This is a genomic window from Streptomyces sp. G5(2025) (genome assembly GCF_049542075.1).
In the GTDB taxonomy this organism is placed as follows: Bacteria; Actinomycetota; Actinomycetes; order Streptomycetales; family Streptomycetaceae; genus Streptomyces.
In genome coordinates this window covers 3,813,202-3,839,454 of the sequence record NZ_JBMUZT010000006.1, presented here as the reverse complement: position 1 = coordinate 3,839,454, position 26,253 = coordinate 3,813,202, and the positions used below count along the sequence as shown (strand labels likewise).

Genomic DNA, 26,253 nt, shown 5'->3' with positions numbered 1-26,253 from the left:
AGGAGCGATCGTGTACGACCCCACAGTCGCCCGGCTCACCTACCGGGCCCTGCTCGGCCGCCGCCGGGCTCTGATCCTCTTCGCCCTGCCCGTCCTGCTGATCGTCATCGCCGGTGCGGTACGCAGCTTCAGCGGCGCCGACGACCAAGTGGCCGTCGACGTCCTCGGCGGCTTCGCGCTCGCCACGATGGTGCCGATCATCGGCGTCATCGCGGGCACGGGCGCCATCGGCCCGGAGATCGACGACGGCTCGGTCGTCTATCTCCTCTCCAAGCCGGTCAAGCGGCCCACGATCATCTTCACGAAGCTGATCGTCGCCATAGCCGTGACCATGGCCTTCTCCGCGATCCCCACGTTCATCGCGGGGATGATTCTCAATGGCAACGGCCAGCAGATCGCCGTGGCGTACACGATCGCGGCGCTGGTCGCCTCCATCACGTACGCCGCGATCTTCCTGCTCCTCGGCACGATCACCCGGCACGCCGTCGTCTTCGGGCTGGTCTACGCCCTGGTGTGGGAGGCCCTCTTCGGGTCGCTGGTCATGGGGGCGCGGACGCTCAGCGTGCAGCAGTGGTCCCTCGCTGTGGCCCAGAAGGTCGGTGACGGCGACCTGATCACCTCTGACGTCGGACTGCCGACGGCGACGGCCCTGCTCGTCGCCGTCACGGTGATCACGACCTGGTTCGCGGGGCAGAAGCTGCGGTCACTGAAGCTGGCCGGGGAGGAGTAGCGGGAGTAGCGGGTTATTCGGTGGCGGTGTACTCCGGGGACGGGCACAGTGGTTGATGTCAACGCGCCGGCCAGCAGCTGGCGTCCACCGACCGGGAGAGGAGCCGACGTGTCCTTCAGTAGTCCGTCGAGTTCCCGGCAGGGCAGCCCGCGGCAGGCTCCGGAGTAGTCACTCACTTCGTCGAGCCCCGCTCACGGGGGAGATGCCCGGGGCGGCCGCTTCGAGCGCGCAGATCACCTTGCTGCGCGGGCCGCCCACCCGGAGGATTGGCCGAGTGGTAAGGCAGCGGCTTGCTAAGCCGTCGTCAGGGTTGACGCCCTGCGCGCGTTCGATCCGCGCATCCTCCGCGAGACGTTGCACTGGGCTTGGGCGGTTGTCGGTGCCCTGCGGCACGGGCTGGCGTCTGTCGCCGGCTTCGCCGAGTTCGTCCTCAAGCGTGAGGCGTTGCGCTGGCTGAGCGGTTATCGGTGCCCGGCACCAGGTCGATGTCTGTCACCGGCTTCGCCGAGTTCGTCCACAAACGCCGGACGGGCTGGAAATGCTCGCCCGCGCCGCCGGGCGGGCTGGACATGCTCGTCCCGAGATCACTGCCGGAACGGGCTGGACATGCTCGTCCCGAGATCACTGCCGGAACGGGCTGGACATGCTCGTCCCGAGATCACTGCCGGAACGGGCTGGACATGCTCGTCCCGAGATCACTGCCGGGCGAGTTGGAGTGACCCCCGAGGGTGGAGAGTCGGCTCAGCCCAGCAAACGTTCCAGGACCACCGCGATGCCGTCCGCCTCGTTCGACGTCGTGACCTCGTCCGCGACCGCCTTGAGTTCCTCGTGGGCGTTGGCCATGGCCACGCCGTGGGCCGCCCAGGCGAACATCGGGATGTCGTTCGGCATGTCGCCGAAGGCGATCGTGTCCGCGGCCTTCGCGCCCAGGCGGCGGGCCGCCAAGGAGAGGCCCGTGGCCTTGGAGAGGCCGAGTGGGAGGAGTTCGACGACGCCCTCGCCGGCCATGGTCACGCCGACCAGGTCACCCGCCACTTGGCGTGCGACGTCGGTGAGCGCGTCGTCGTCGAGACCGGGGTGCTGGATGTACACCTTGTTCAGCGGGGCGGCCCACAGGTCGGCGATCTCGGTGAAGGGGATGCTCGGCAGCGGGCCGTCCTGGACCGCGTACCCCGGCCCGACCAGGACCTCTCCGTCGATGCCGTCACGGCTCGCCGCCAGGGCGAGCGGACCGACCTCGGCCTCGATCTTCGCCAGCGCCAGGCCCGCGAGCTGCCGGTCGAGCGTCACCGAGGTGAGCAGCCGGTGCTCCCCCGCGTGGTAGACCTGCGCGCCCTGCCCGCACACCGCTATGCCGTTGTAGCCGAGGTCGTCGAGGATGTGCCGGGTCCAGGGCACGGCACGGCCGGTGACGACGATGTGCGCGGCGCCCGCCGCGGTGGCCGCGGTGAGCGCGTCGCGCGTGCGTACGGAGACCGTGTCGTCGGGGCGCAGCAGCGTCCCGTCGAGGTCGGTCGCGACGAGCTTGTAGGGGAAGGACGGCGTGGCCGGAGCTGGCTGGCTCACTTGGCGATGGGCTCCAGGATCTCTCGGCCTCCGAGGTACGGCCGCAGCACCTCGGGCACCACCACGGAGCCGTCGGCCTGCTGGTGGTTCTCCAGGATCGCCACGATGGTGCGCGGGACGGCGCAGAGCGTGCCGTTCAGCGTCGAGAGCGGCTGCACCTTCTTGCCGTCGCGGTACCGGATGGACAGGCGGCGGGCCTGGAAGCCGTCGCAGTTCGAGGCGGAGGTCAGCTCGCGGTACTTGCCCTGGGTGGGGATCCACGCCTCGCAGTCGAACTTGCGCGAGGCGGAGGCGCCGAGGTCACCCGTCGCCACGTCGATCACCTGGAAGGGCAGGCCGAGGCCGGTCAGCCACTGCTTCTCCCACTCCAGGAGCCGCTTGTGCTCGTTCTCGGCGTCGGCCGGGTCGACGTACGAGAACATCTCGACCTTGTCGAACTGGTGGACGCGGAAGATGCCGCGGGTGTCCTTGCCGTATGTGCCGGCCTCGCGGCGGTAGCAGGGCGAGAAGCCCGCGTACCGCAGGGGCAGCTTGTCGGCGTCGATGATCTCGTCCATGTGGTACGCCGCGAGCGGGACCTCGGAGGTGCCGACCAGGTAGTAGTCGTCCTTCTCCAGGTGGTACACGTTCTCCGCGGCCTGGCCGAGGAAGCCCGTGCCCTCCATGGCGCGCGGGCGGACCAGCGACGGCGTCAGCATCGGGATGAACCCGGCCTCGGCCGCCTGGGCGATCGCCGCGTTGACGAGGGCGAGCTCAAGGAGGGCGCCGACGCCGGTGAGGTAGTAGAAGCGCGATCCGGAGACCTTCGCGCCGCGCTCGACGTCGATGGCGCCCAGCGCCTCGCCGAGCTCCAGGTGGTCCTTCGGCTCGAAGCCCTCGGCCGCGAAGTCGCGCGGGGTGCCGATCGTGTCGAGGACGACGAAGTCCTCCTCGCCGCCCACCGGGACGTCGGGGTGGACGATGTTGCCCAGCTGCTGGAGGAGCCGCTTGGTCTCCTCGTCGGCCTCGTCCTGGGCGGCGTCGGCCGCCTTCACCGCGGCGGAGAGCTCGCCGGCCTTCTTCAGGAGCTCCTGCTTCTCCTCGGGCGAGGCCTTGGGGATCAGCTTGCCGAGCGCCTTCTGCTCGGAGCGCAGCTCGTCGAAGTGGACGCCGGACGACCTGCGCCGCTCATCGGCGGAGAGCAGGGCGTCGACGAGCGCGACGTCCTCTCCACGGGCGCGCTGGGAGGCGCGAACACGGTCGGGGTCCTCACGGAGCAGGCGAAGGTCAATCACCCCTCAAGGTTACCGTTGTGCGGTTCCGGCCCACGACTCGATATTCCATTGTGTACGTTATGCCCGTTTTGCCGGAACGAGCCGGCGAAGATCGAACGCGGTCGGCGCGGCCGGAAAAGCGCGTTCACGCAAACGCGGACGCCCGGTCAATAAAAGGGGCGCCTCTCCCCGAAAGGGGCGGAGCGGGTCCGCGCCCTTGACCTGAACCTCTTGTGTGAAGCGGGACTTGGGGCCCCTGTCCACGTCGGTTGTCCACAGGAATGGTTACCTCCGGAGAGTTATCCACAGGGTGTGCGAAAGATCTGTGGACGCCGGAAGTGGCTGTTCCGAAAGCCGCGAGTCCGGCGAAGTATTCCCTTCCTAAACCGACTCCCCATCCACTTTCGAGTGGAAATGGTTCCCTCCAAAGAGTTGATCAATGGAAAAGAGTGGACGAAGGGTGACGTGCGGAACTGTGGACGGGCTTGGTGGCTGTGAGCGGATTTGTCGACCATGTCGCACTTCGTTGTCGACTTGTCCCCAGGTCGAGATGCGCACCTGTGGATAACTTCTGTGGACAACGTAAATCTGCAGGTAGGAGCGGCACCCGAGGGCTTCCCCGCCAGGCGCCGCAAGCCATCAGAGGCCAAAGTGGCTAGAAACGACCGTCCTGGCAGCGCGCCAGCCAGTCCGAGGCCGCCGCGAACTCGCCGTCCGACGTGCCGGGCCGCAACGGCCGCGTATCCGTCGGCGCCACCCCTGCCCGCGGGTACGAGCCGAGGAAGCGCACCTGCGGGCAGATCCGCTTGAGCCCCATCAGGGCCTCACCGACGCGGCGGTCCGTGATGTGCCCCTCGGCGTCCATCGAGAAGCAGTAGTTGCCGATGCCCTGGCCGGTCGGGCGCGATTCGATCCGCATGAGGTTGACGCCCCGCACGGCGAACTCCTGGAGCAGTTCGAGCAGGGCGCCGGGGTGGTCGTCGCCCAGCCAGATGACCACGGACGTCTTGTCGGCGCCCGTCGGCGCGGCAGGGCGGGCCGGGCGGCCGACCAGGACGAAGCGGGTGGCGGCGTTCGCCGCGTCGTGGATCTCGCTCACCAGCGGTTCGAGGCCGTACGTGACCGCCGCGAACTCACCCGCGAAGGCGGCGTCGAAGCGGCCCTCCTGGACCAGGCGGGCGCCGTCGGCGTTCGAGGCGGCCGACTCCCACAGGGCGTCCGGCAGGTGGGCGGCCAGCCAGTTGCGGACCTGGGGCTGCGCCACGGGGTGGCCGGTCACCGTCTTGATGTCCTTGAGCTCCGTGCCCGGACGCACGAGCAGCGCGAAGGTGATCGGCAGGACGACCTCGCGGTAGATCATCAGGGGCTCGCCCTTGGCGAGTTCGTCGACCGTGGTGGTGACACCGCCCTCGACCGAGTTCTCGATCGGCACGAGCGCGGCCGCCGCCTGGCCGCTGCGGACCGCGTCCAGCGCGGCCGGGACGGACACCATCGGGACGAGTTCCCGGGCGGCCGCTTCGGGCAGCGTACGGAGAGCGGCCTCGGTGAAGGTGCCTTCGGGGCCGAGATAGGTGTAACGCGTCGCCGACATACCGTCACCCTAATGGGCCCGACGTGGCACGGCTCATGCGTCTCAGCAAGCGGCACGCACCCCACGCGGGCGCGCGGGAACCACGTGGGCCGGCGGGAGCCACGCGGGCGCGCGGGAACCCGGAACCGGACCTACCCCTCCAGCAGCCGCTGCCCCACGTACTCGCCCTTCGCCGCCCCGCCCGGCACCGCGAAGAGGCCGCTCGCCTCGTGGCGGATGAACTCCGACAGGGCGTCGCCCCGGTCGAGCTTGCGCTGCACCGGTACGAACCCCCGCATCGGGTCCGCCTGCCAGCAGACGAAGAGCAGCCCCGCGTCCGGCTCCCCGTGCGCGTCGAAGCCGTCGTGGTACGAGAACGGCCTGCGCAGCATCGCCGCACCGCCGTTCTGGTCCGGGCGGGTGATGCGGGCGTGCGCGTTGAGGGTGATGACGACCTTGCCGTCCGCGCCTGTCTTCTCCAACTCGGGATCGGTCGTCTCCGTGCCGCCGGTGAGCGGCGAGCCATCCTTCTTGCGCCGCCCGATCACCGCCTCCTGCGCCTTCAGACCGAGCTTCTCCCAGTCGTCGAGGAGCATCCGGATACGGCGTACGACGGCGTAGGAGCCGCCCGCCATCCACGCGGGGTCGCCATCGGCGGGCACGAAGATCCGCTCGTCGAAGTCCTTGTCCGCGGGCTTCGGGTTGTTCGTGCCGTCGACCTGGCCCATCAGGTTGCGGGTCGTCATCGGGTGCGCCGTGGCGCCGGGCGAACGGTTGAAGCCGTTCATCTGCCACCGCACCCGCGCCACCCCGGCCGCCTCCTTCTGGAGGGCGCGCAGCGCGTGGAAGGCGACCAGAGGGTCGTTCGCGCCGATCTGCACCCACAGATCGCCGTTGCTGCGCGCCTTGTCCAGGTGGTCCGAGGAGAAGTCGGGCAGTGGTTCCAGCGCGGCCGGGCGCCGCTTCTCCAGCCCCGTACGGGAGAAGAAGGAGGCGCCGAAGCCGAAGGTGACGGAGAGCGAGGAGGGGCCGGCGTCGCGCGCGACCGCCGTGTCGTCGGAGCCGACCGGCTCGCCTGCCATCAGCCGCTCGGCCGCCGCCGACCAGCGGCGCAGCAGGGCCGCCGCCTCCTTGCGGCCCGCGCCCGAGGTCAGGTCGAAGGCGACCAGGTGGCCGCGGGACTGCGGGGGCGTGGTGATGCCGGACTGATGTTTCCCGTGAAACATCACCTCGTCCGCGCCGAGAGACGCCAGGGCGGCCTTCGACGTGCCGGACGTGCCGGACGCGTCGGACGTGCCGGCACCGGCCGAGGGCGCCGCCGCGTATCCGACCGCGCCGCCCGCCGCACCGAGCGCGAGGCCGGTCGCCCCGGCGGTGCCGAGCAGCCGCCGCCTGGAAATCCCGTTGTCCGTCATGCCTGCTCAGCCGATCTGCGTGTTCTTGTTCACGGTCACTTGGTCGATGTCGGAGGTCCGCACGGTCACCGCGATCTTCCAGTCGCCCGCCATCGGGATCTGCACCCCGCTCGCCGTCCAGTGTCCGGTGGCGATGTGGCTCGGGGTGACGGGCAGCGGGCCCACGTCCTTCGACTTGAGCGTGAAGGAGACCTTCACCTCGGGGATGTCGAAGGCGCTGCCGTTGGGCCGCTTGACGTACACGTGCAGGTCGTTGCTGCCGGTGCGGCCCGGGTCCAGTTCGAGGCGCACGGTGCCCTTGCCGTCCTGGCCGCCCGTGTCGAAGGGCACCTTCAGGGAGAGCGGGCCCGAGCGCTGCGCCTCCGCCACGGCGGCGGTGGTCTTGGCGGCCTCCTCCTCCGTGCGGCCCGGTTCGGTGGTCGTCAGTGCCGTCGTGACGGCGAGCAGGACGACGGCGACGCCCGCCTCGGCGAGCACCGAGCGGCGCAGCCCCGAGCGATGCGGGTCGGCGTCGCGGATGCGCTTCTCGCGGGCGGTGGCCATGGCCGCCCGCTGGCGCGCGAGCTGGGCGGAGCGCTTGGAATCCTCGGAGCGCTCGGAATCCGCGGAGCGCTCGGAGTCCTCGGAGGCCTTGATGTCCCCGGAGCTCCCGGAGCTCCCGGAGCTCCCGGAGCTCCCGGAGCTCCCGGAGCTCCCGGAGCTCCCGGAGCTCCCGGAGCTCCCGGAGTTCTCGGAACTCCCGGAGTTCCTGGAGTTCCTGGAGTTCTCGGAGTTCCCGGAGTCCTCGGTGGCCGTGGACGCCGTCACCGTCACCGTCTTCTTCGCGGTGCGCTGCTCGACCACCACGGCTGCCGCCGCCTCGGGTGCGACGCCGCCCGCTTCGGAGGCGATCCGGCCGGTCCAGCGCCGCGAGACGGAGGCGACGCCCACCAGGACGACGACCAGGCCCATCTTGACGAGGAGCAGCTGGCCGTACGACGTACCGGTCAGCGCCGACCATGAACCGACCTGCCGCCACGACTGATAGAGCCCGGTCGCGGCCAGTACGACGACGCTGGTGAACGCCACGCGCGAGAACCGTCGCACGGCCGCCGCCTCCACCGAGGTCGTGCGGAACAGCGCGACGACCAGCGCCGCGAGCCCGCCCAGCCAGGCGGCGACGGCCAGCAGGTGCAGCACGTCGACGGGCATCGCGATGCCCGCCTGGATGCCGGTCGAGGCGTGCTCGGCCATCGCCCAGGTCGCCGCGATGCCGATGGCGACGACCGTGCCGCCGATGGCGAGCCCGAAGGTGAGGTCCTTCTTCGCGGCGGCCTCTTCCGGCCCGTCGCGCTTCACGTACGCCCCGAAGAGCACCGCGATGAACAGCGCGGCGGCGGCGAGCAGCAGCAGCCGGGAGACCAGGGCGGCGCCCGTCTTGGTGTTGAGCACGTCGCCGAGCGCGCCCATGTCGAAGGCGTCGGCGAGCTTCCCGGAGCCGGTGTAGGGGGCGCGCAGCAGGAGCAGGGCGAGCGTGGCGCCGGTGAGCGTGACCCAGCCGTACGTCACCAGCCGCTGCAGGGGTCGTATCCCCGCGCCGCGCGGCCAGCAGCCGAGCACGAAGGCGGCGCCGCCGACGACCAGGATGAACCCGGCGTAGGAGAGGTAGCGCGCGATGTCGTAGAGCACGCCGACGAGGCCGCCGCCCGCCTCCTGGTCGGGCAGGGTGGCCTTCGTGGCGGAGGGCGCGCCGATGGAGAACGTGAAGGCGCCGGCGACCGGATGGCTGTCGGCGGACACGACCTGGTAGGCGACGGTGTACGTGCCGTCGGGCAGGCCCTTGCGGAGCTTCACGCCGTACGTGTTGGCGCCCAGGTCGGTGGTCTTGTCGGTGTCGGCGCGCTTGCCGGCGGGGTCGAGCACCCGCACGGATCCGTCCGCCATGGCGACCTTCTCCGAGAAGGTGAGCTTCACCTGGGCGGGAGCCTTGTCGACCACCGCTCCCTGCTTCGGGTCGCTGCCGGTCAGCGCGGCGTGCGCGGAGGCCGGCGCGGCGCCGGCGAGGAACGCGCCGGTCACGGCGACGAGCACGAGAAGAAACCGCCAGAGGCGGGGAGCGACTGCGGCCCGGGGAACGGCCCTGAAGCGGGGAGCGATGGTCTGCATCAAAGGTCCGTCCCTCAGTGCGACGTGTGCGACGCGTGCGACGTATGCGACATATGGGTGTCGTGCGAGGCGTTCGAGCTGCCGTCGTGCTGCTCGGGGCGGTACGTCGCCTCCTTGACCGGCACCTCGACCGTGATCGGATCCGACTTCTGGAAGTGCAGGGTCATGGCGACCTTCTCGCCCCGCTTCGGCTTGCGCTTGAGCTCTTCGAGCATCAGGTGGTTGCCGCCGCTCGCGAGGACGAGCTCGCCGCCCGCGGGCACGTCGAAGGACTTCTGCTCCTTCATCACGCCGCCCTTGGTGCTGTGCAGCGTGACGGCGCCCGCGACGTCGCTGGTGGCGGCGGTGAGCCGGTCCGCCGCGCCGCCCTTGTTGGTGAGCGTGAAGAAACCGGCCGCCATGTCGTCCATGGTGGGTTCGGGGATGTACGCCCCGTCGACCTTGATCTCGGGCTTCTTCGCGGCCGCGCTGCCGGAGGAGCCCGAGTCGTCGTTGCAGCCCGCCAGGGTGAGCGCCGCCGCCAGCGCCATGGCCCCGCCGGCGAGCGCGCGGCGGCGGACGGTGGTGCGCTGGTTCACGGGGTCTCTCCCTTGATGAGCTTCGGGAGGTCCTTCGTGTACTCGCCGACGGTGGTCCCCTCCTTGTACAGGACGTATCCCGCGTCGGTCTTCGGAGAGAAGGCGATGACCTGCGTGCCGTGCATCGAGGTGATCTTGCCGTTCTTGTCCTTCTTCGACGGCTCGATGCTGATGGCGAGCTGGCGTGCCCCGGCCTGGATGGTCGCGAAGTCGCCGGTCAGGCCGGTGAAGTCGGCGTCCACGCCCTTGAGCCACTTGCCGAGTTCGGCGGGGGTGTCGCGCTTGGGGTCGGTGGTGACGAAGACGACCTTCAGCTTCTTCTGATCGGCCTTGGGCAGGGCCTTCTTGGCGACCGCGATGTTGTTCATCGTCAGCGGGCAGACGTCGGGGCAGTGCGTGTAGCCGAAGTAGATCAGCGTCGGCCGGCCCTTCGTCTCCTCGCGCAGGTCGTACTTCTTGCCCCGGGTGTCGGTCAGGACGAGGTCCGGCTTCTCGAACGGCTTGTCCAGAACCGTCGCCGCCTTGCCCGAGTCGGTCTCCACGGAGACGTCGGCGACCGGCTTCTTGTTGTCGTCCCCACCGCCGCAGGCGCTCAGGGAGAGTGCGGCCACGGCCAGCAGGGCAGCGGCGGCGAGCTTCTTCTCGCTGCGCTTCGTGTTCTTCGCGCTCGTGTTCTTCGCGCTCGCGCTCTCTGTGCTGTGCGTGCTCTTCGTGCTCTTCGTGTTCTTCGTGCTCTTCGTGCGCATACGAAAATGTCCCAGATGTGAGGGGCCGGGGTACGCCGGGGCGGGCGTTCGCCGCCCCGGCGCACCCCGAAGGATGACTGGCCCGGCGGGTCAGCCGGTGGCGCCGCGGCGCCTGTTGAGGACGCCGAACGCGACGCCCGCGGCACCGACGACGATGCCGACGACGCCGAGGACGCGAGCCAGGGTGTCGCTGCTGTCGGAGGAGTCCGAAGCGGCGCTCTCGGACTTCGCGTCGTCCTTGGCGCCGTCCGACTTCGCGTCGTCGGAGGCGGCGCCCGAGCCGTGGTGGTCGTCGGACGCGGCGGTCAGCTGGAGGGTGGGCGCGGGGTGCTCCGGCTCCTCCTGGCCCTTCTGCTGCGGCTCGATCCAGCGGACGACTTCCTTGTTGTCGTACGTCTGGACGGCCTTGAACACGAGCTCGTCGGCGTCCTCGGGCAGCTGGCCCATGGTGACCGGGAACTTCTGGAAGGTGCCGGGCCGGATGCCCTTGTCGTCGGCGGTCCAGGTGACCTTGGTGACGGCCTCGTCGATCTTCTTGCCGTGGATCTCCAGCGGCTTGTCGAGCTTGCTCTTGGTGACCTTCGCGGTCCAGCCCGGGACGGGCTGCGTCATCACGGAGGCGAGCGGGTGGTTGCCGGGGAAGGAGACCTCCAGCTTGGTGGTCGAGGCGTCGTCCATCTCGTTCGGCACCTTGAAGTTGACCGTCGCGTAGCCGCCCTTGGCGGCCTCACCCTCCGGCGAGACGCTGACGTGCGCGAACGCGGGCGCGCCCAGCACGAGGACGGCGGAGGCGGCGACAGTACCGACGGCGGCGATGCGGGACATCTTCATCAGGGAAACACTCCACTTTTCGGCAGGTGTGACGAGGACGAGTACGTGGTGAGCAGCGCGCGTGCGGCTATGCGTGCGCATACGCGTATACGTACGCAAGGTGCGGTACGCAGAACGCGGTGCTCAGCACTCAGTGCTCAGCACTCAGTACTCGGCAATCGGTACTCAGCACTCCGTACTCATCACTCAGTACGAGGGGGATGCGCGCGGCTCGGTTGACGGGCACGCGCGCGTGCGTGCCGAGCGACCCCTCCGTACCGCTGGGTGGAGTACGTCGCGTCAGGCAGCGAGTTCGACGTCGTGGGCGCCGGCCGGTGGGCCGCGCCGGATCACCGCGTCCTCCAGCGTGACCATGCGCGGCCGCCGCGGCACGAGCAACGCGGTGCGTGGAGCCTGCGGCCCGCTCGTCCCGGGAGCTCCGGGCAGACCGGCCAGCAGGGCGCGTACGAGGGTCAAAGCCGAGCGCAAGGAACGTACGAGCGCCGCTTCGGCGACCCCCTGCGCCCCGTGCGCGAGCCGGACGAGCCGGAGCAGGGCGAGGTCGCCGCGGCGCAGCAGCCAGCCCGCGGCGACGGCCGCGAGGAGGTGGGCGACGAGCATCGGCAGGGAGGGCATGAGCGCCATGACGCCCATCGAGCCCGCCGAGTGGGCGGCGCCGGTCGAACCGGTCAGGTCCGCCGCGCCGTGGTGGTGCCCGGCCGCGCGGCCCCCGCCCGGGGAGAACCCGGCCGTGGTGAGGATCCGGTGGGCCTGGGCGGGCGTGATCGCCGCCGCGCCCGCCCCGCAGACCAGGCGCGCGGCCCGCTCCACGAGGGTGGCGTCACCGCTCACCGGAGTGGCGGCGGCCGTGCCGTGCTGGCCGAGGCCGAACAGGGCGTGCAGCCCCACCTGGCCCACCGCGAGGAGCGCGGCGATGCCGGGCAGCGAGCGGGCCCGCCCGGCGAGCGGCAGCGCGACCGCGAGAACGGCGAGGAAGCCCGCGCCGAGCGTCCACAGCGGGACGGCGACACAGGAAGCGAGCACATGGCCCCCGGCGGACAGCACGACACAGACCGCGGCGAACATCGCGGCCCTGAGGAGCCGGAGATCGGCGCCGTCACGCGGCTGGCGCTGGTGGGGGGCGTTCATGGCGGGGTCATCATCGCACTGGGCCCACCCGGTGCGTACGGCAGGTCCGGAAGGTCCTGGTCCGGGCGATGGGCACGGATGAGCACGGATGAGTACGGATAAGCGCGGGAGAGCACGGATGGGTACGGGAGAGCCTGGCCGTGCCTGCCTCGCGCCCGCCCGCGTGGGGCCGCCCGCCGAGCCGCCTTCCTACACGAGCCGCGCGAGCCGCGCAGTCCGCCGTATGGGCGGCATCACGCCGCTGGGGCGCTTATCCACGCGCCCTTGCGGCAATACGTATCGGTATGTCGAGCCGCAGCCAGGAGGCTGGAGCATGAGCATCTGGTGGTCTCTCCATTTGCGGCGCGAAGCTGCGAGCGTTCCGCTCGCCCGCCGCCTGCTGATCGGCACGATGGAGACGGCGGGTGTGGATCCCGACGTCTCCTTCGACCTGTCACTCGCCCTCAGCGAGGCCTGTGCCAACGCCGTCGAGCACGGCGGCGCGGGCGCGTACCGCGTCACGGCCTACCTGGACGGCGAGAAGTGCCGCATCGAGGTCGCCGACTCGGGCCCCGGCTTCCCCGGAGCCGCGCAAGGCTGTCCGACGCAGGCGCCCCGCCCGGCCGCCGCGGAGACGGACGAGCACGGCCGGGGCCTCTGCCTCATCAGGGAACTCGCCGACCACGTCCACCTCGGCAACAAGCCGGGCATGGGCGGCGGCGCGGTGATCAGCTTCGACAAGATGCTCAAGTGGCGCGAGGGCGCACCGCTCCTGACGGCCTGACGCCCCCTCCACAGTCGGCAGTCAGCAATCGGCAGTCAACAGCCCGCAATTCGCCGTTCGCAGCCCGCAGAGCATCAGCCGTGTCTCAGCCCTTGAGCCGCGCCATCCACGCCTCGACCTCGTCCGAACGCCGCGGCAGCGAGTCCGAGAGGTTCCGGTTGCCGTCCTCCGTCACGAGGATGTCGTCCTCGATCCGGACGCCGATGCCGCGGTACTCCTCCGGCACGGTCAGGTCGTCCGCCTGGAAGTACAGGCCGGGCTCGACGGTCAGGCACATGCCGGGCTCCAGCGTCCCGTCGACGTACGACTCACGGCGCGCGGCGGCGCAGTCATGGACGTCCATGCCGAGCATGTGACCGGTGCCGTGCAGCGTCCAGCGGCGCTGGAGGCCCAGCTCCAGGACGCGCTCGACGGGGCCCTCGACGAGGCCCCACTCCACCAGCTTCTCGGCGAGCACGCGCTGCGAGGCGTCGTGGAAGTCGCGGTACTTGGCACCCGGCTGCACGGCCGCGATGCCGGCCTCCTGGGCCTCGTACACGGCGTCGTAGATCTTCTTCTGGAGCTCGTTGAAGCGGCCGTTGATCGGCAGCGTGCGGGTGACGTCCGCGGTGTAGTACGTGTGCGTCTCCACACCGGCGTCGAGCAGGAGCAGCTCTCCGGAGCGCACGGCTCCGTCGTTGCGCACCCAGTGCAGCGTGGTCGCGTGCGGGCCGGCGGCGCAGATGGAGCCGTAGCCGATGTCGTTGCCCTCGACGCGGGCGCGCAGGAAGAACGTGCCCTCGATGTAGCGCTCGCTCGTCGCCTCGGCCTTGTCGAGGATCTTCACAACGTCCTCGAAGCCGCGCGCGGTCGAGTCGCAGGCCTTCTGGAGCTCGCCGATCTCGAACTCGTCCTTGACGAGCCGGGCCTCGGAGAGGAAGACGCGCAGCTCTTCGTCACGCTCGGCGGTGACCTTGTCGGTGAGCGCGGCCTCGATGCCGGCGTCGTGACCGCGTACGACGCGCACGGGACCGGTCGCCTCGCGCAGCGCCTCGGGCAGCTCACGCACGTCGGAGGCGGGGATGCCGTACACCTTCTCGGCCTCGGTCAGGGAGTGGCGGCGGCCGACCCAGAGCTCGCCCTGGCCGTCCAGCCAGAACTCGCCGTTCTCGCGGTTGGAGCGCGGCAGGAGGTAGATGGTCGCGTCGTGGCCGCCCTTGGTCGGCTCCATGACGAGGACGCCGTCCTCGGTCTGGTTGCCGGTGAGGTACGCGTACTCGACGGAGGCGCGGAAGGCGTACTCGGTGTCGTTCGAGCGGGTCTTGAGGTTGCCCGCGGGGATCACGAGGCGCTCGCCCGGGAAGCGCGCGGAGAGCGCGGCGCGGCGGGCCGCGGTGTTCTCGGCCTGCGGGATCGGCCGCAGGTCGTGCAGCTCGGTGTCGGCCCAGCCGGACTTCATGCTCGCGGCGAGTTCGTCGGACACGCCCGGGTACAGGCCGTTCTTGCGCTGCTTGATCGGCTCTTCTTCGGTCTCCTCCGGGATCACCGGGGTCTCCGGGGTCTCCGGGTTGAGAGCGGCGTCCGACACGGTCTGCCTCCTAGGTACGACACTGGGCCACCCTCCATCGTACGGGCGTACGGAAGGGGGCACAGGGCCGTTGGGCCTCTTACAGCGCGTGCCCAGGGCCTCACGCGGGCTTCTCACGCGACCTCACGCGGGCCTCTCACGCGACCTCACGCGGGCTTCTCACGCGGCCTCACGCGGGCCTCTCACGCGACCGCACACGGACCTCACGCGGACCGCACACGGGACCTCACGCGAAGCGGGCCGCCAGGAGTACCACGTCCTCCTCGCTGTCCATGGTGTCGAGCCCGTCCGGGAGGACCGTGCGCAGGACGTGGTCGGCGATCGCGCCCGGATCGTCCCGCAGGGGCTTCGGGACGCTCGCTGCCGCCGCGTGCAGCCGCGCGAAGGCCCGGTCCATCGCGTCGCCGGTGCGATGGAGCAGGCCGTCGGTATAGAGAAGCACCGTTTCTCCGGGCTCAGGGGAGATCTCCACGCTCGGCGCCTCCCAGCAGGCGAGCATCCCGAGCGGCGCGGACAGGGAGGTCTCCACGAACTCCGTGCGCCGCTCCCCGATGATCAGCGGCGGGCTGTGCCCGGCCCCGGCGAGCACGATCTTGCGCAGGGCGGGCTCGCAGTAGGCGAAGAGGGCGGTGGCGGAGCGCGCGGGTTCGGTGAGCCGCAGCAGCAGTTCCAGATCGGAGAGTACGGCGACGGGGTCCTCGCCCTCCATCACGGCGTACGCCCGCAGGGAGGCCCGCAGCCGCCCCATCGCGGCGACGGCGCTGGGCCCCGCCCCGGTGACCGACCCCACCGCGAGCCCCAGCGCGGCGTCCGGCAGCGGCAGCGCGTCGTGCCAGTCGCCGCCGCCGCGCGGCCCGGTGCGTTGCCGCGCGGCGAGCTGTACCCCGGTGACCCTCGGCAGCCGTGCGGGCATGAGTTCCTCGCGCAGGGTCGTGGCGGTGGTGCGGGCCCGGTCCAGCTCCAGCAGGCGCGCGAGGTGTTCGGTGGCGTAGGCAGCGTAGAGCCCGGCGAGGTGGCGTCTGCGCTCGGTCGGCTCGGCGGGCTCGTCGTAGAGCCAGACGGCGGCGCCGATCCGGCCGGCCGCCTCGGTGGCCAGGGGCAGGGCGTAGCTCGCGGCGTAGCCGAGGCGGGCGGCGACCTCGCGGTGGCGCGGGTCGAGGCCGTCGTCGGCGAGCAGGTCGGGCTGGACGATCTCGGTGGCGGGGCCGGGGGCGCCGGCCGTCGGCGCGTCCAGGATGCGGCCGTACGACGTCGCGCCGCGCGGCACCGTTTCCAGGTGCCCGAGCTCGGCGCGGGTGAGCTCCAGGCCGGTTGTGGTGTCGGGGCCGAGCCCGTCGGCCGGTTCGAGGACGGCGAGGCCGCGCCGGGCGCCGACGAGGGCGGCGCCCGCCCCGAGGAGCTCCCGCAGGGCCTCGTCGAGGGTCTTCGTACGGGCGAGCCGCTCGGTGAGTTCGTGGAGCGTGGTGAGGTCGGAGACCCAGCCCGCGAGGCGGTCCTGGAGCACGGCGCCGGGGGCGTCGGGGGCGGGGGAGGCGGCGGGCGCGGGCGTGGCGGGCGCGGTGGGCGCGACAGTGTGGGCGGGTGGCGGAACAGTGGAATCGATTCCGGCCACTTTCGGAAGGTGCGGGGCGTTCATGGCTTACGGCTTTCCGGCCGGTGCGTAATGCTCAATAGCATCGCAAACCCCCATGTCATTCTGCGCCGCCAGCAATGTCTCCAGATGTACACGCCCTGGTGAGGGGATGTCCAGCATTGTCCTGCTGGGATTCCTGGTGTCCGTGGGAATTCTGGGGCCACTAAATGATCTTGATAAGTTGGCTGAAAACCGCGCCGACTCGTGGCATATTGCGGTCGACTGACGTTGTTCGGCAGAGCGTTGCAGTGGTCGTGCTGGGTACGTACTCAGTGATGACCAGGGGCAGTTGGGACCCGTCCGGAACCTCGCGGAGGACCCGGGCGTCTTACCGCACGACGACCGTGCCCCATCCTCCCGTGGGCGAGGCGGCAAGCAATATCGCGCGACGGCAAACGCCAGGCGCCGCCACCCCACGCCACGTCAACGCTCGGTTCAGAGTGGTTCCCCATGCCGCAGGCTGGGGTCGGATGTGCCAGCTCGTACGTACAGCGAAGTGATCCACACGAAGTGATCGAAGCGATCCACGCATGGTGTAGTGATCCACACTTGGTGTGATGTGGCCCGCAGTCTCCCCGGCGTCAAACGCCGGCGTGCAACGGAAAGGAACGAGCGCTCATGCGCGAGATCCTCGGAAGGCGACGCAGGCTCCTGTCCTGGCGAATGGGAAGGAAGCCCGGCCGGAGTACCGGACAGATCGGCGCGGCCCTGACCTTCGCGACCGCGTGGCGGTGGCCCGTCCTGCCGGGCGTCGGTCTCGACCGGCGTGACGGCAGCCGGTGCGCCTGCCCCGACCTCGACTGTGTGGTGCCGGGCGCGCACCCCCTCGACCCCGGGCTGCTCGCGGCGACCACCGACGAGCGGATGGTGCGCTGGTGGTGGACCAACCGCCCGACCGCCCCCGTCGTGCTCGCCACCGGAGGCCGCGCCCCGTGCGCCGTCAGCCTCCCCGTGGACGCGGGCGTGCGCGCCCTCGCCGCACTCGACGAGGCGGGCATCAGGCTCGGCCCGGTCGTCGCCACGGACAGCCGCTTCCATGTGCTCGTCGCGCCCTACTCCCTGGCCCAGTTGGGCGAGCTGCTCTACGCCAAGGACTACGTCCCCGGCTCGCTCCGCTTCCACGGCGAGGGCGGCTATCTCGCCCTGCCGCCCTCCGGCACGGGTGAGGGACCCGTCCGCTGGGAGCGTGCCCCGCTGCCGGGCTCGGCCGCCCCTTGGCTGCCCGACGTCGAGGCGGTCGTGGACGCCGTCGTCGACGCGCTCACTCGTACGGGTGTGAGCGCCCCCGAGTTGTAGGCCAATGGGTGCGCGGCGCACGAGCCGCGCACCCGCCTGTCGTTATCTTCGGCCCATGCAACGGCCCATGCGGCAACCCCGCCTGCTCGTGCTCCTGGGTGCCGTGGCCGTCACGGTTCTCCTCCCGCTCGCCGGCGCGTTCGCAGGGCCGGTCGGCGACGGTGACGGCGGCCCGGAGTCGCCCCTCCCCGCGCCCTCACCCGTCCCTTCGAACACTCCTCCGGGCCCGGCGGCCGAGCGGTCGGAGCCCGCACTGCTGGACGGCCTAGGGGCGACCACCGAGACCCGGTGCGGGCCCGAACTGTCCTCCCCGGACGGCATCGAGGCCCAGACCTGTGTGCTCACTCAGGGCCACGACACATGGGCCCGTACCTATTACCGCAACGTCACCGGCGACGACTTGGACGCCGTGCTGACCGTGATGGGCCCGGACGCGCGCACCGTACAGACGCACTGTGCGGTGGATGCCGGGGACGAGCCGGGAACCTGTGAGACCCCGCATGAGCGGTCGGCGGGAGAAGCGGCGGAGTACTCGGCGGTGGCGGAGTTCGCGGCGGACGAGCCGGGGCCGCTGCTGCTGCGCTCGGGGAGCAATTCGGCGTCACCACAAGGCAGTTGAGCCATGAACCGGAACCGGACATGGAAGGGCCCGGTTGCTGGCGACGGGGGATGCACCAGCAACCGGGCTACCTGAACGGTAACAAGAGATCGGCTCCTGGCAAATTCGATCTCAGTTATCCGGACAGGGATTTACCTGCGAGTACGGGGAGTTGTGACAGGAGTCACGCCATCCCTGCCGACTGACTGGTGGGTCAGCCGCGTGTGACGCGGGAGCGTCGACGCAGCGTGACGAGGGTGTGTCAGCGGAATCCGTACGGGACCGCTCGGGACTGTCTCGCATGTCAGCTGAGCGTGACCTGACGGTTGGTGAGGCCGCCGCGTGCCCGGCGCTCGTCCGCGGTCAGCGGGGCGTCCGAGGCGAGGGCCGACGCCAGCCGCTCGGCGAACTCGGCGGCCGGCTTCTCGACGTCGTCCGCGCCGACCCCGCTCGGCAGGTCCCACACCGGCACGATCACACCGTGCGCGCGGAAGGAACCGACAAGGCGGGTGCCCTCGCCGAGGCTCGACGTGCCGGCCGCGTGCAGCCGGGCCAGGGCGTCGAGGAGCTGCTCCTCGGGGTGCGGCATGACCCAGCGCAGGTGGTTCTTCTCCGGGGTCTCGCACCAGTACGCGGCGTCGACGCCCGAGAGCTTCACGGTCGGGATGGCGGCGGCGTTCGCCCGCTCCAGGGAGGCGGAGACCTCCGGCGTCGCGTTCTCCGAGTCCGGCACCCAGAACTCGAACCCGGCGTGCACCACCGGCTCGAACGGCGCCTCGGGGTTGAGCAGCTCCTGCATGCGGGGCCCGTCCGCGGGGGCGCGGCGGCCCTGCACCGGCGTGCCCGGCTCGGCCTCCAGAGCGCGCCGCAGGGTGTCGGCGAGGTCGCGGCTGATGTCGCCGGACGAGGTGTCGTTCTGCAGCCCGATCAGGACCGAGCCGTCGTCGCGGCGCAGCGCGGGCCACGCCATCGGCAGCACGGTGGCCAGGGTGACCGAGGGAACGCCCTCGGGCAGCCCGTCCCGCAGCGTCAACTCGACGGTGGCGGCGGGCACCAGCTCGCGCAGCGCGACCCAGTCGCACTCGCCGGGCAGCCCCTCGAAGGGCCGCTGGACCAGCTCGGCCACCGCGTGGGCGGCGGCCCGGCCGTGGCAGGCCTTGTAGCGGCGGCCCGAACCGCAGGGGCAGGGTTCGCGGGCACCGACGACCGGATAGTTCGCGTCGACTCCGCCCTTGAGCTGCGGCTGCTGCTTGCCCTTGGTCTGGGGGCGCTTCTTGGCCATCTTGGGTGTCTCCCGGCTGCGGCTCTCTTGCTCTTGCGTACGGGCGCGAGCCTAGCCGTTGGTGCGGGGGGCGCCGGGATCCGCTCCGGGGGTGCTCCAGATCGTGGTTCGTGGCCGTCGGTCCGGGACGTGGCTGTCAGTCGTGATCGTGGTCGTCAGCCCGGGTCGTGGTCGTGGCCGTCGGTCCAGGTCGTGGTCGTCAGTCGTGGTCGTCAGTCCAGGTCGTCGAAGGGGTCCGCGAAGGCGAGGTCGGTCAGCGCGGCCGCCGACGGCGCAGCGACGCGCGTAGCGAAATCCTCAGGGCGGTGCCCCGCTTGCACGACGACCCAGACGGTGACCTCGCCGTGCACGTCGTCGCGTACGCCCCAGGTGTCGGCGAGCGCCGAGATGATGTTGAGCCCGCGGCCGCCGCGCGCCGTGACCGAGGGCGTGGCCGGAACGGGGCGGGTCGGGCCCCCTCCGTCCGTCACCTCGACCGTCAGCCGACCGCTCTTGTCGACGTGCCAGGCCGCTCGTACATCGCCGTCGCCGACCATTCCGCGGCCCAACGGCCTGCCGTGCCGGCAGGCATTGCTGAGCAGCTCCGAAAGAATCAGTACGGCATCGTCGATGACCGACTCGCACACTCCGCCGATGCGCAACTGATCACGCATCCGGTGTCTCGCTTCCCCCACGCCCGCAGGGCCATGGGGTACGGCCATGCTCGACGACGTGGGCACCTCCCGTGCCACCACCAACGCCACCCCCGAGACCTCCTTTGCCCCACGCCACGGTGTGGATGCCCCAATGGACTGGACCGGAAACCGGCCAATCCCCCTCCGGTGACGCACTCGTAACGATCGAATACGGACCGAACGCGCCGGTGCACTCCCTGTAACAGAAGTTAACGGAGTCCCAGGCGATCCAGTTGGGTCAGAACTTGCCTGGGGCGATTGGTGATGATCGCGTCGACACCGAGTTCGGCGCAGAGCTCGACGTCCTCCGGCTCGTTCACCGTCCACACGTGCACCTGGTGCCCCGCGCGTTTCAGCTTGGCCACGTAACCGGGGTGGTTGCGCACGATCCGCAGGGCGGGCCCCGCGATGCGTACGCCCGGAGGAAGGCGGCCGTCGCGGTGGCGGGGCGAGACGAACTGCATCAGATAGACGGTCGGCAGCGTCGGTGAGGCGGCCCGCACGCGGTGCAGCGAACGTGCCGAGAAGCTCATGACCCGTACCGGAGAGAGCTCCTGCGCGGGCGGCGCGTCCAGACCGAAGCGCTTCAGCAGCAGGAGCAGGCGTTCCTCCACCTGGCCCGCCCAGCGTGTGGGGTGTTTCGTCTCGATGGCCAGCCGCACCTGGCGGCCGGACGCGTTGCTTTCGGCGACGAGCTCAAGGAGCCGCTCCAGGGTGAGGACGGAGGTGTCCGCGCCCGCGGAGCCCTCCCAGTCCGGGCCCTCACCCTCCAGGGCCTCATCGTGGTGCCGCTTCCAGGAGCCGAAGTCGAGGGCGGCGAGGTCGGCCAGTTCGAGGGCGGAGACGGCTCCGCGGCCGTTCGAGGTGCGGTTGACGCGGCGGTCGTGGACACAGACGAGGTGGCCGTCCGCGGTGAGCCGTACATCGCATTCGAGGGCGTCGGCCCCGTCGTCGACCGCCTTCTTGTACGCGGCCAGCGTGTGCTCGGGGGCGTCCTCGGAGGCTCCGCGGTGGGCGACGACCTGGATCTGGTGCTGTCGTGCGAGGGTCACCGCGTCATGGTGCCATCACGGGGTACCCGTGGGCTCACCGGAGGGCCGCGTCTCGCAGCGCCGGACACACAGGCTCGGCTTATGGTGCCCTGACAGCCCATGGGAAAAGCTGACTGCGGGCAGATGCATAGGCGAGCGGGCGGACGCATGGTCGAGCAGGCACACGCATAGTTGAGCAGGCAGACGCATGGTCGAGCACGCAGACGCATAGTTGAGACAGACGCATGGCAGTCGACAGTCCGGCAGTCGGCACAGCCAGGCCGGCCGTGACCTAGTACGCAAGCCACGACAGCATGGACCGAGGAGAAGAGCTGTGAGCACCGAGAACGAGGGCAACGCGGTACCGAAGGCCCCGTCCGCACCTCCCGTGCCGGTGGACGCTCCCGCTGCTTCCGCCGACTACGCCGAGTCCGCCAACTCTGTCGGCGCCGCTGCTCCTGCCGCCGATTCCCGTGCCGCGGCGGGTTCCGCTTCTTTCGGGGCTCCCGGTGACCCGGGGGCCGGTGGTGGCGCCGGAGCTGGGGCCGGGGTCGGGGCTGGTGCCGGGTCCGCTGCCGCTGGTGCGTGGCCGCCTCCGCAGCCGCCGGCCGTCCCGTCGTACGCCGCGGGTGGGGGCTCCGGTTCCGGCTGGGGCGCCTCGTACCAGCCACAGGAGCCGAAGCCGGGGCGTCGGCGTGGCGGTCTGGTCGCCGGGGTGCTCGCGGCGGCCCTGGTCGCGGGCGGTGTCGGCGGTGGCATCGGCTACTGGGCGGCGGAGCGGAACGACAACGAGACCGGTTCGACCACGGTCGCCGCCGCGGACACGCCCGCCGACCTGAAGCGCGAGCCGGGCTCGGTCGCCAGGATCGCGAACGACGCGCTGCCGAGCGTCGTCACCATCGAGGCCCAGAGCGGCAGCGGCGAGGGCGGCACGGGCACCGGCTTCGTCTACGACAAGCAGGGCCACATCCTCACCAACAACCACGTGGTGGCATCGGCCGCCGAGGGCGGCAAGCTCCAGGCGACGTTCTCCAACGGCAAGAAGTACGCCGCGGAGGTCGTCGGCCGTGCCGAGGGCTACGACGTGGCGGTCATCAAGCTCAAGAACACCCCGGGCGACCTGAAGCCGCTGCCCCTCGGCAACTCCGACCGCGTTGCCGTCGGCGACTCCACGATCGCGATCGGCGCCCCCTTCGGCCTCTCGAACACGGTCACCACGGGCATCATCAGCGCCAAGAACCGCCCGGTGACCTCCAGCGACGGCGGGCAGAGCGGCAAGAGCTCGTACATGAGCGCCCTGCAGACCGACGCCTCCATCAACCCCGGCAACTCCGGCGGCCCGCTCCTGGACGGACGCGGCGCGGTCATCGGAATCAACTCCGCGATCAAGCCGGCTGAGAGCGGCGGCCTCGGTGGCTCCGGCCAGTCGGGCTCCATCGGCCTCGGCTTCGCGATCCCCGTGAACCAGGCGAAGAACGTCGCGCAGCAGCTGATCAAGACCGGTCAGCCGGTCTACCCCGTGATCGGTGCCTCGGTCTCGCTCCAGCAGGAGAACTCGAAGGGCGCGATGATCTCCCAGGGGGGCGCGGGTGGTTCGGACGCGATCACTCCGAACGGCCCGGCGGACAAGGCCGGTCTCAAGCCCGGTGACGTCATCACGAAGCTGGACGACACGGTGATCGACAGCGGCCCGACCCTGATCGGCCAGATCTGGACACACAAGCCGGGCGACACGGTCAAGATCACCTACGAGCGCGACGGCAAAGAGCACACGGTCGACGTGACCCTGGGCCAGCGCAAGGGCGACAGCTGAGCCCCTGCTCCGCCGACGGCCCAACCCGCTAGTCTTGTCCCCGCGCCGTCCCGGTCTCCCGGTGGCCGGCGCGGGGTGGGTTGCCCGAGCGGCCTAAGGGAACGGTCTTGAAAACCGTCGTGGCGCGAGTCACCGTGGGTTCAAATCCCACACCCACCGCAGAGATTGACGGCCCCTGACCTGGTGTGACGGTCGGGGGCCGTTGTCGTGGGCGCTGCCCGCAGGCCACCACCGGATGCGCGGCGTGATGGAGAGAGCCGGCGTGCGGTGTGATGGAAAGTCGGCGTGTGGCGTGATGGGGATCGGCGTGAAGGCCCTGCGACGTATTGATTCGACGCTGCCGAGCGAGCGGCACCCTGAGCGGGTCTGGTACGCGTCCTACGGGTCGAACATGCATCTGGATCGCCTTGCCGCCTATATCCGGGGTGGTCGCCCTCCGGGGGTGGCAAAGGAGTACCAGGGGTGCCGCGACCCTGCCATGCCCGTGAAGTCGATCCCGGTGGAACTGGCCGGGGCCATGTACTTCGCGACCGAGTCGCCGGTGTGGGGAGGCGGCAGGGCCTTCTACGACCCGCAGGTGAGCGGGCGAGTCCTGGCCAGGGCTCACCTGGTGACGGTGGAGCAGTTCGCGGACATCGCGGCTCAGGAGATGTACCGGGAGCCGGGCACGGACCTGGATCTGACGGACGTGCTGGCGCGGGGTCGTGCCGTGCTGGGAGAAGGCCGGTACGAGACGTTGGTGTGCGTCGGCCAAGTCGACCGTATGCCTGTTCTGACCTTCACGGCCCCCTGGGGCATGAAGGACGTCCAGAGGGTTCCTCCGTCCCCCTCCTACGTGCGCTTCCTGGCCCTTGGCCTCCTGTCGGCCGGCGCATGGGACAGAGAAGCGGTCGCCGCGTACGTCGCGGCCTGCCCGGGCGCGGCCGGGTACTGGTCGGAACAGGGCATCGCCGGTCTCCTGGGCCACCGTCCTCGTATCAGCAGGGGACCGAAGGGGTGAATGTCTGCGCCCGTTGCTTTGGTTACCCTTACTTTATCTGTCTACGCGGATAGAATAAGAATGGAATCAAAGCTTCCGCGCTCACTGGCGTGATATCGGCCTGGGCGAGAAAAAATTTCCGATCCACAGCCTGAGGACAACGAAAGACCAGCTCAGGACGCATCTGTGGAATACCTTGTGGGCGCTCGCACTGCATTGTCCACCGACTGGTACACAGTTTCCTGCTAGTTACACACAGTGATAGGCGGGTTATCCACAGAGCCTGTCGACAAGCAGATTGGCGACGGGCTGACGCGCTGTCACTATTGCCGCTGACGGGTGGCGTGGTCGCAAAAAGGCGGCCCCCGCTGGCACGGGAGCCGCCCTGACCCCACTTCAGAGAGGTCAGTCATGACGGTACCCACGAACGCCGAAGGCGTGCACTTCAGGAAGTCCTGTACTGCCGAACCTGCCCTGCCTCTCCGGGGCGCCGAGCCGACGCGGAGGCGAGAGCGGGGGCGTGAGCGGGGGCGAGGGCTGCTGATCGGCGGGGTCGTTGCGGTGGGGCTCGGGGTCGTGGCCCTGGTCCTGGCCTTCCCGCGTCTGGCCGCCCCGATCGGCACCGCCGCCGGCGTGGTCGCCGTGCTCGTGCCGCTGCTTCACAGGGCGGGGCAGGGCGAGTCGTCCGGTGGGGGAAGCGGCGGATAAGCCGTGGGGATGCGCAGGACGGTAAGGGGCGTCCGCCCTTGCGGGCGCTCCTTACGCGTGGCCTATCTACGCGGCCCGTTCACGCCTGCCCTGTGAGGCGTGCCGCCGAGGCGATCGTCGAGTGAGCCTCGCGGGGCGTGAGGCCGACGCGGACGGCGGCGTGCGTGAGGTGGGGGGCCAAGGCCTCGCCGATGCCGTTCTCGAAGGCGCGGCAAGCGGCCCAGAAGAGGCGCGTGTTGCGCTGCCCCTCGTGCGCCGCGAGGACGAACTGGACAAGGCCATGGCCCTGTTGCGTGGCCGTGCCGGCTGTGCCGGGGCCGGTCTGCGGGTGCGCCGCGTGCGGGGGCCGGGGCGGCGGCAGGAGCAGGCGCAGCAGCGCGGGCGGGCAGGGTGCGGGCGGCAGGTGTGCGGTGCCGGGCACGGTGCCGTAGACGCCGTGTTCGGTGCGGGAGCCGGGGCCGACGAGGTAGCCGCCCGCACCGCGGATGTCGATGCCGGGCGCGAGCGGCCCGCGGAGTTGGGGACCACGGCGTCGGGCGGCCCCGACAGCCAGATGTGGCGGCCGCCGCTCGGCGTGGTCACGACGACGGTCTCGGGGATCGTGAACAGGTGACGCAGCGCCAGTTCCCGCAGGGCCGCGGAGGCATCCGCACCGGACTTGGTGTCGAGGTCGACGCCGATCAGACGGTGCGGGGGCAGCCCGCAGGCGATGCCGTAACCGGTGGCCCAAGGGGCGGCGGCGAAGAGTTCACGGATGCGCTGGGGGTCGGTCGACGCGTCGTACACACCGTGGCCGGGGTGACCGCATTCGCCGTGGCAGGGCGGTGCCGGCCGGGGGGAGTCATGACAGGCCTCCGAGTCAGGGGTCTCGGCGTGGTGGGGGGAGCGCAGGGCCGGGAGCTTGGTGCGGGAGAGGGGGATCACCGCGAGACCGCGCTCGGCGGCGGACAGGGCGTGGGCGAGCGCAAGGGTGGTGACATGGCGGTCGGTGGTGGCCATGGCTTCATTTTCGTACGTACGTTCGAAGAAGGGAAGAGGGGGCGGGATCCGAGCGGCATGGAGGTGAGGGCTCGGAGGCGAAAAGCGCCCCCTTCGTAAGGGTGCCGACGGGTTCTGGAGGAACGCTTCGCCTCTTGCGGCGCCTGGGTGGGGCCGGGCCGGGGTCTGCCCGGGGGTGGACCATGAGGGGGCGATGTGAGGCTGAACTGCGGGTTCGAGGCGCGAAGCGTGTTTATCGACATGTCCTCACGCTTGAGGGGGAATCGAGGCTTCCGGGGTGGATCCTCGGGGGTGACTGGGCAACTCTGATCCCGCGACGTCGTGCAGCACTCCGGGGTGGTCGGCCAACCGCCCAGGAAAACCCGTGTTTCTCGGTACTCCCGGCCCACCGCCGGCGCGTACCTCCTGCTCTGGAGGAATAGACATGGCACGTATCCGTACCGCCCGAGTCGTCGCCGTCGCCGCTGCCCTCCCGTTGGCCGCCGCGCTGTTCTCGGGCGTCGCGATGGCCGACAACGGCGCGTTCGCGAACGACGGATCGAATGCGGGAGCGGCAGCCGTGGACGACAGTGGGGTCGGCGGCAGCAACCACGGCAACTCGGCGACCACGCAGCAGCAGGCCGTCGGCGACAGCGCCTCGAACCAGAACAACACCGCCCAGGTCGAAGGCTCGGCGTTCACGGCGATCGACCAGTCGAACGAGGACCTCGCGGTGAACTTCACCAACCTCTGGTGAGTCGACGGCTTCCGGAAGCGATGGGGATGGCTTCCGGAGGAACGCGACATGGGTGTGACGGGTCCAGTGCGGCGGCGCCGAAGCGCCGCCGCACTGCCGTGTCCGGACTTCGCGCCTGGCGCCGCATCGCGATCTCTTGACACCACAACTGTTTCTGACGGACAGTCAGAAATAGCCGGGAACCTTGTCGGTACGAGATGGAGAGGCCGCCA

Annotated in this window: 23 protein-coding genes, 2 tRNA genes and 1 pseudogene; 10 read left to right on the top strand and 16 right to left on the bottom strand. The window is 70.6% G+C overall.

From position 1 onward, the window contains the following. The first annotated feature begins 10 nt into the window (after nt 1–10). Both ACOBQB_RS28305 and ACOBQB_RS28300 read left to right on the top strand, forming a co-directional pair. Complete coding sequence (locus tag ACOBQB_RS28305; RefSeq protein WP_423595482.1) at nt 11–730, top strand: ABC transporter permease; 720 nt, start codon at nt 11–13, stop codon at nt 728–730. A gap of 260 nt (nt 731–990) precedes the next feature. Continuing rightward, nucleotides 991–1,077 (top strand) — tRNA-Ser (locus ACOBQB_RS28300). A gap of 394 nt (nt 1,078–1,471) precedes the next feature. On the opposite strand, the gene ACOBQB_RS28295 is transcribed toward ACOBQB_RS28300, so the two are convergent. The 9 genes from ACOBQB_RS28295 to ACOBQB_RS28255 form a co-directional block, all read right to left on the bottom strand. Then, nucleotides 1,472–2,296, bottom strand: coding sequence for an HAD family hydrolase (locus ACOBQB_RS28295; protein WP_423595480.1), 825 nt, complete (start codon nt 2,294–2,296; stop codon nt 1,472–1,474). Further along, on the bottom strand, nt 2,293–3,570 hold the full coding sequence (gene serS, locus ACOBQB_RS28290) for a serine--tRNA ligase (protein WP_423595478.1): 1,278 nt from the start codon (nt 3,568–3,570) through the stop codon (nt 2,293–2,295). The genes ACOBQB_RS28295 and serS overlap by 4 nt, the downstream gene beginning before the upstream one ends. Before the next feature lie 634 nt (nt 3,571–4,204). Next, a complete protein-coding gene (gene pheA, locus ACOBQB_RS28285; protein ID WP_423595476.1) occupies nt 4,205–5,140 on the bottom strand; it encodes a prephenate dehydratase in 936 nt (311 codons plus the stop codon). Between the two features lie 131 nt (nt 5,141–5,271). Further along, nucleotides 5,272–6,534, bottom strand: coding sequence for an iron uptake transporter deferrochelatase/peroxidase subunit (gene efeB / locus ACOBQB_RS28280; protein ID WP_423595474.1), 1,263 nt, complete (start codon nt 6,532–6,534; stop codon nt 5,272–5,274). Nucleotides 6,535–6,540: 6 nt separating this feature from the next. Continuing rightward, nucleotides 6,541–8,679 carry a copper resistance CopC/CopD family protein gene (locus ACOBQB_RS28275; RefSeq protein ID WP_423595472.1) on the bottom strand — a complete coding sequence of 713 codons (2,139 nt, stop codon included), beginning with the start codon at nt 8,677–8,679 and terminating at the stop codon, nt 6,541–6,543. A gap of 14 nt (nt 8,680–8,693) precedes the next feature. Beyond that, nucleotides 8,694–9,209: a copper chaperone PCu(A)C gene (locus ACOBQB_RS28270; RefSeq protein WP_423598813.1), complete on the bottom strand. Its 516-nt coding sequence runs from the start codon at nt 9,207–9,209 to the stop codon at nt 8,694–8,696. Nucleotides 9,210–9,253: 44 nt separating this feature from the next. After that, complete coding sequence (locus tag ACOBQB_RS28265; RefSeq protein WP_423595470.1) at nt 9,254–10,003, bottom strand: SCO family protein; 750 nt, start codon at nt 10,001–10,003, stop codon at nt 9,254–9,256. Between the two features lie 90 nt (nt 10,004–10,093). After that, a complete protein-coding gene (locus ACOBQB_RS28260; RefSeq protein WP_423595468.1) occupies nt 10,094–10,834 on the bottom strand; it encodes a YcnI family protein in 741 nt (246 codons plus the stop codon). 279 nt (nt 10,835–11,113) lie between these two features. Continuing rightward, entirely contained in the window at nt 11,114–11,962 is an 849-nt protein-coding gene (locus ACOBQB_RS28255) for a hypothetical protein (RefSeq protein ID WP_423595466.1), read from the bottom strand. A 313-nt stretch (nt 11,963–12,275) separates the two neighbouring features. Between ACOBQB_RS28255 and ACOBQB_RS28250 the strand changes: the two genes are divergently transcribed. Continuing rightward, nucleotides 12,276–12,725, top strand: coding sequence for an ATP-binding protein (locus ACOBQB_RS28250; RefSeq protein WP_423595465.1), 450 nt, complete (start codon nt 12,276–12,278; stop codon nt 12,723–12,725). An 85-nt stretch (nt 12,726–12,810) separates the two neighbouring features. Here the strand turns inward: ACOBQB_RS28250 and ACOBQB_RS28245 are convergent, their stop codons facing one another. After that, the gene (locus ACOBQB_RS28245; RefSeq protein WP_423595463.1) at nt 12,811–14,292 is read right to left on the bottom strand and encodes an aminopeptidase P family protein; all 1,482 of its coding nucleotides are present in this window, start codon (nt 14,290–14,292) and stop codon (nt 12,811–12,813) included. Nucleotides 14,293–14,518: 226 nt separating this feature from the next. Continuing rightward, nucleotides 14,519–15,928, bottom strand: a complete 1,410-nt coding sequence (locus ACOBQB_RS28240) for a PP2C family protein-serine/threonine phosphatase (protein WP_423595461.1) — start codon at nt 15,926–15,928, stop codon at nt 14,519–14,521. Nucleotides 15,929–16,543: 615 nt separating this feature from the next. Between ACOBQB_RS28240 and ACOBQB_RS28235 the strand changes: the two genes are divergently transcribed. Together ACOBQB_RS28235 and ACOBQB_RS28230 are read left to right on the top strand one after the other, a co-directional pair. Further along, nucleotides 16,544–17,221 carry a bifunctional DNA primase/polymerase gene (locus tag ACOBQB_RS28235; RefSeq protein WP_423595459.1) on the top strand — a complete coding sequence of 226 codons (678 nt, stop codon included), beginning with the start codon at nt 16,544–16,546 and terminating at the stop codon, nt 17,219–17,221. Between the two features lie 55 nt (nt 17,222–17,276). Beyond that, entirely contained in the window at nt 17,277–17,840 is a 564-nt protein-coding gene (locus ACOBQB_RS28230; protein WP_423595457.1) for a hypothetical protein, read from the top strand. 283 nt (nt 17,841–18,123) lie between these two features. On the opposite strand, the gene ACOBQB_RS28225 is transcribed toward ACOBQB_RS28230, so the two are convergent. The 3 genes from ACOBQB_RS28225 to ACOBQB_RS28215 all read right to left on the bottom strand — a co-directional run bounded on the left by ACOBQB_RS28225 (nt 18,124) and on the right by ACOBQB_RS28215 (nt 20,827). Next, a complete protein-coding gene (locus ACOBQB_RS28225) occupies nt 18,124–19,101 on the bottom strand; it encodes a DUF5926 family protein (RefSeq protein ID WP_423595455.1) in 978 nt (325 codons plus the stop codon). Between the two features lie 212 nt (nt 19,102–19,313). Continuing rightward, a complete protein-coding gene (locus ACOBQB_RS28220) occupies nt 19,314–19,931 on the bottom strand; it encodes an ATP-binding protein (protein ID WP_423595453.1) in 618 nt (205 codons plus the stop codon). A 53-nt stretch (nt 19,932–19,984) separates the two neighbouring features. Then, nucleotides 19,985–20,827 carry a glycerophosphodiester phosphodiesterase gene (locus ACOBQB_RS28215; RefSeq protein ID WP_423595451.1) on the bottom strand — a complete coding sequence of 281 codons (843 nt, stop codon included), beginning with the start codon at nt 20,825–20,827 and terminating at the stop codon, nt 19,985–19,987. Between the two features lie 313 nt (nt 20,828–21,140). On the opposite strand from ACOBQB_RS28215, the gene ACOBQB_RS28210 reads away from it, so the two are divergent. The 4 genes from ACOBQB_RS28210 to ACOBQB_RS28195 all read left to right on the top strand — a co-directional run bounded on the left by ACOBQB_RS28210 (nt 21,141) and on the right by ACOBQB_RS28195 (nt 24,306). Next, a complete protein-coding gene (locus tag ACOBQB_RS28210; protein ID WP_423595449.1) occupies nt 21,141–22,619 on the top strand; it encodes a S1C family serine protease in 1,479 nt (492 codons plus the stop codon). 74 nt (nt 22,620–22,693) lie between these two features. Beyond that, nucleotides 22,694–22,778 (top strand) — tRNA-Ser (locus ACOBQB_RS28205). A gap of 319 nt (nt 22,779–23,097) precedes the next feature. Further along, nucleotides 23,098–23,619, top strand: a complete 522-nt coding sequence (locus ACOBQB_RS28200; RefSeq protein WP_423595447.1) for a histone deacetylase — start codon at nt 23,098–23,100, stop codon at nt 23,617–23,619. 390 nt (nt 23,620–24,009) lie between these two features. Then, on the top strand, nt 24,010–24,306 hold the full coding sequence (locus tag ACOBQB_RS28195) for a hypothetical protein (RefSeq protein ID WP_423595445.1): 297 nt from the start codon (nt 24,010–24,012) through the stop codon (nt 24,304–24,306). A gap of 79 nt (nt 24,307–24,385) precedes the next feature. On the opposite strand, the gene ACOBQB_RS28190 is transcribed toward ACOBQB_RS28195, so the two are convergent. Beyond that, nucleotides 24,386–24,727, bottom strand: a complete 342-nt coding sequence (locus tag ACOBQB_RS28190) for a primase alpha helix C-terminal domain-containing protein (protein ID WP_423599018.1) — start codon at nt 24,725–24,727, stop codon at nt 24,386–24,388. 18 nt (nt 24,728–24,745) lie between these two features. Continuing rightward, a pseudogene (locus ACOBQB_RS28185) lies at nt 24,746–25,305 on the bottom strand (bifunctional DNA primase/polymerase); the annotation flags it as partial. Nucleotides 25,306–25,729: 424 nt separating this feature from the next. Here ACOBQB_RS28185 and ACOBQB_RS28180 point away from each other — a divergent pair. Further along, the gene (locus ACOBQB_RS28180) at nt 25,730–26,041 is read left to right on the top strand and encodes a hypothetical protein (RefSeq protein WP_423595443.1); all 312 of its coding nucleotides are present in this window, start codon (nt 25,730–25,732) and stop codon (nt 26,039–26,041) included. Nucleotides 26,042–26,253 lie beyond the last annotated feature (212 nt).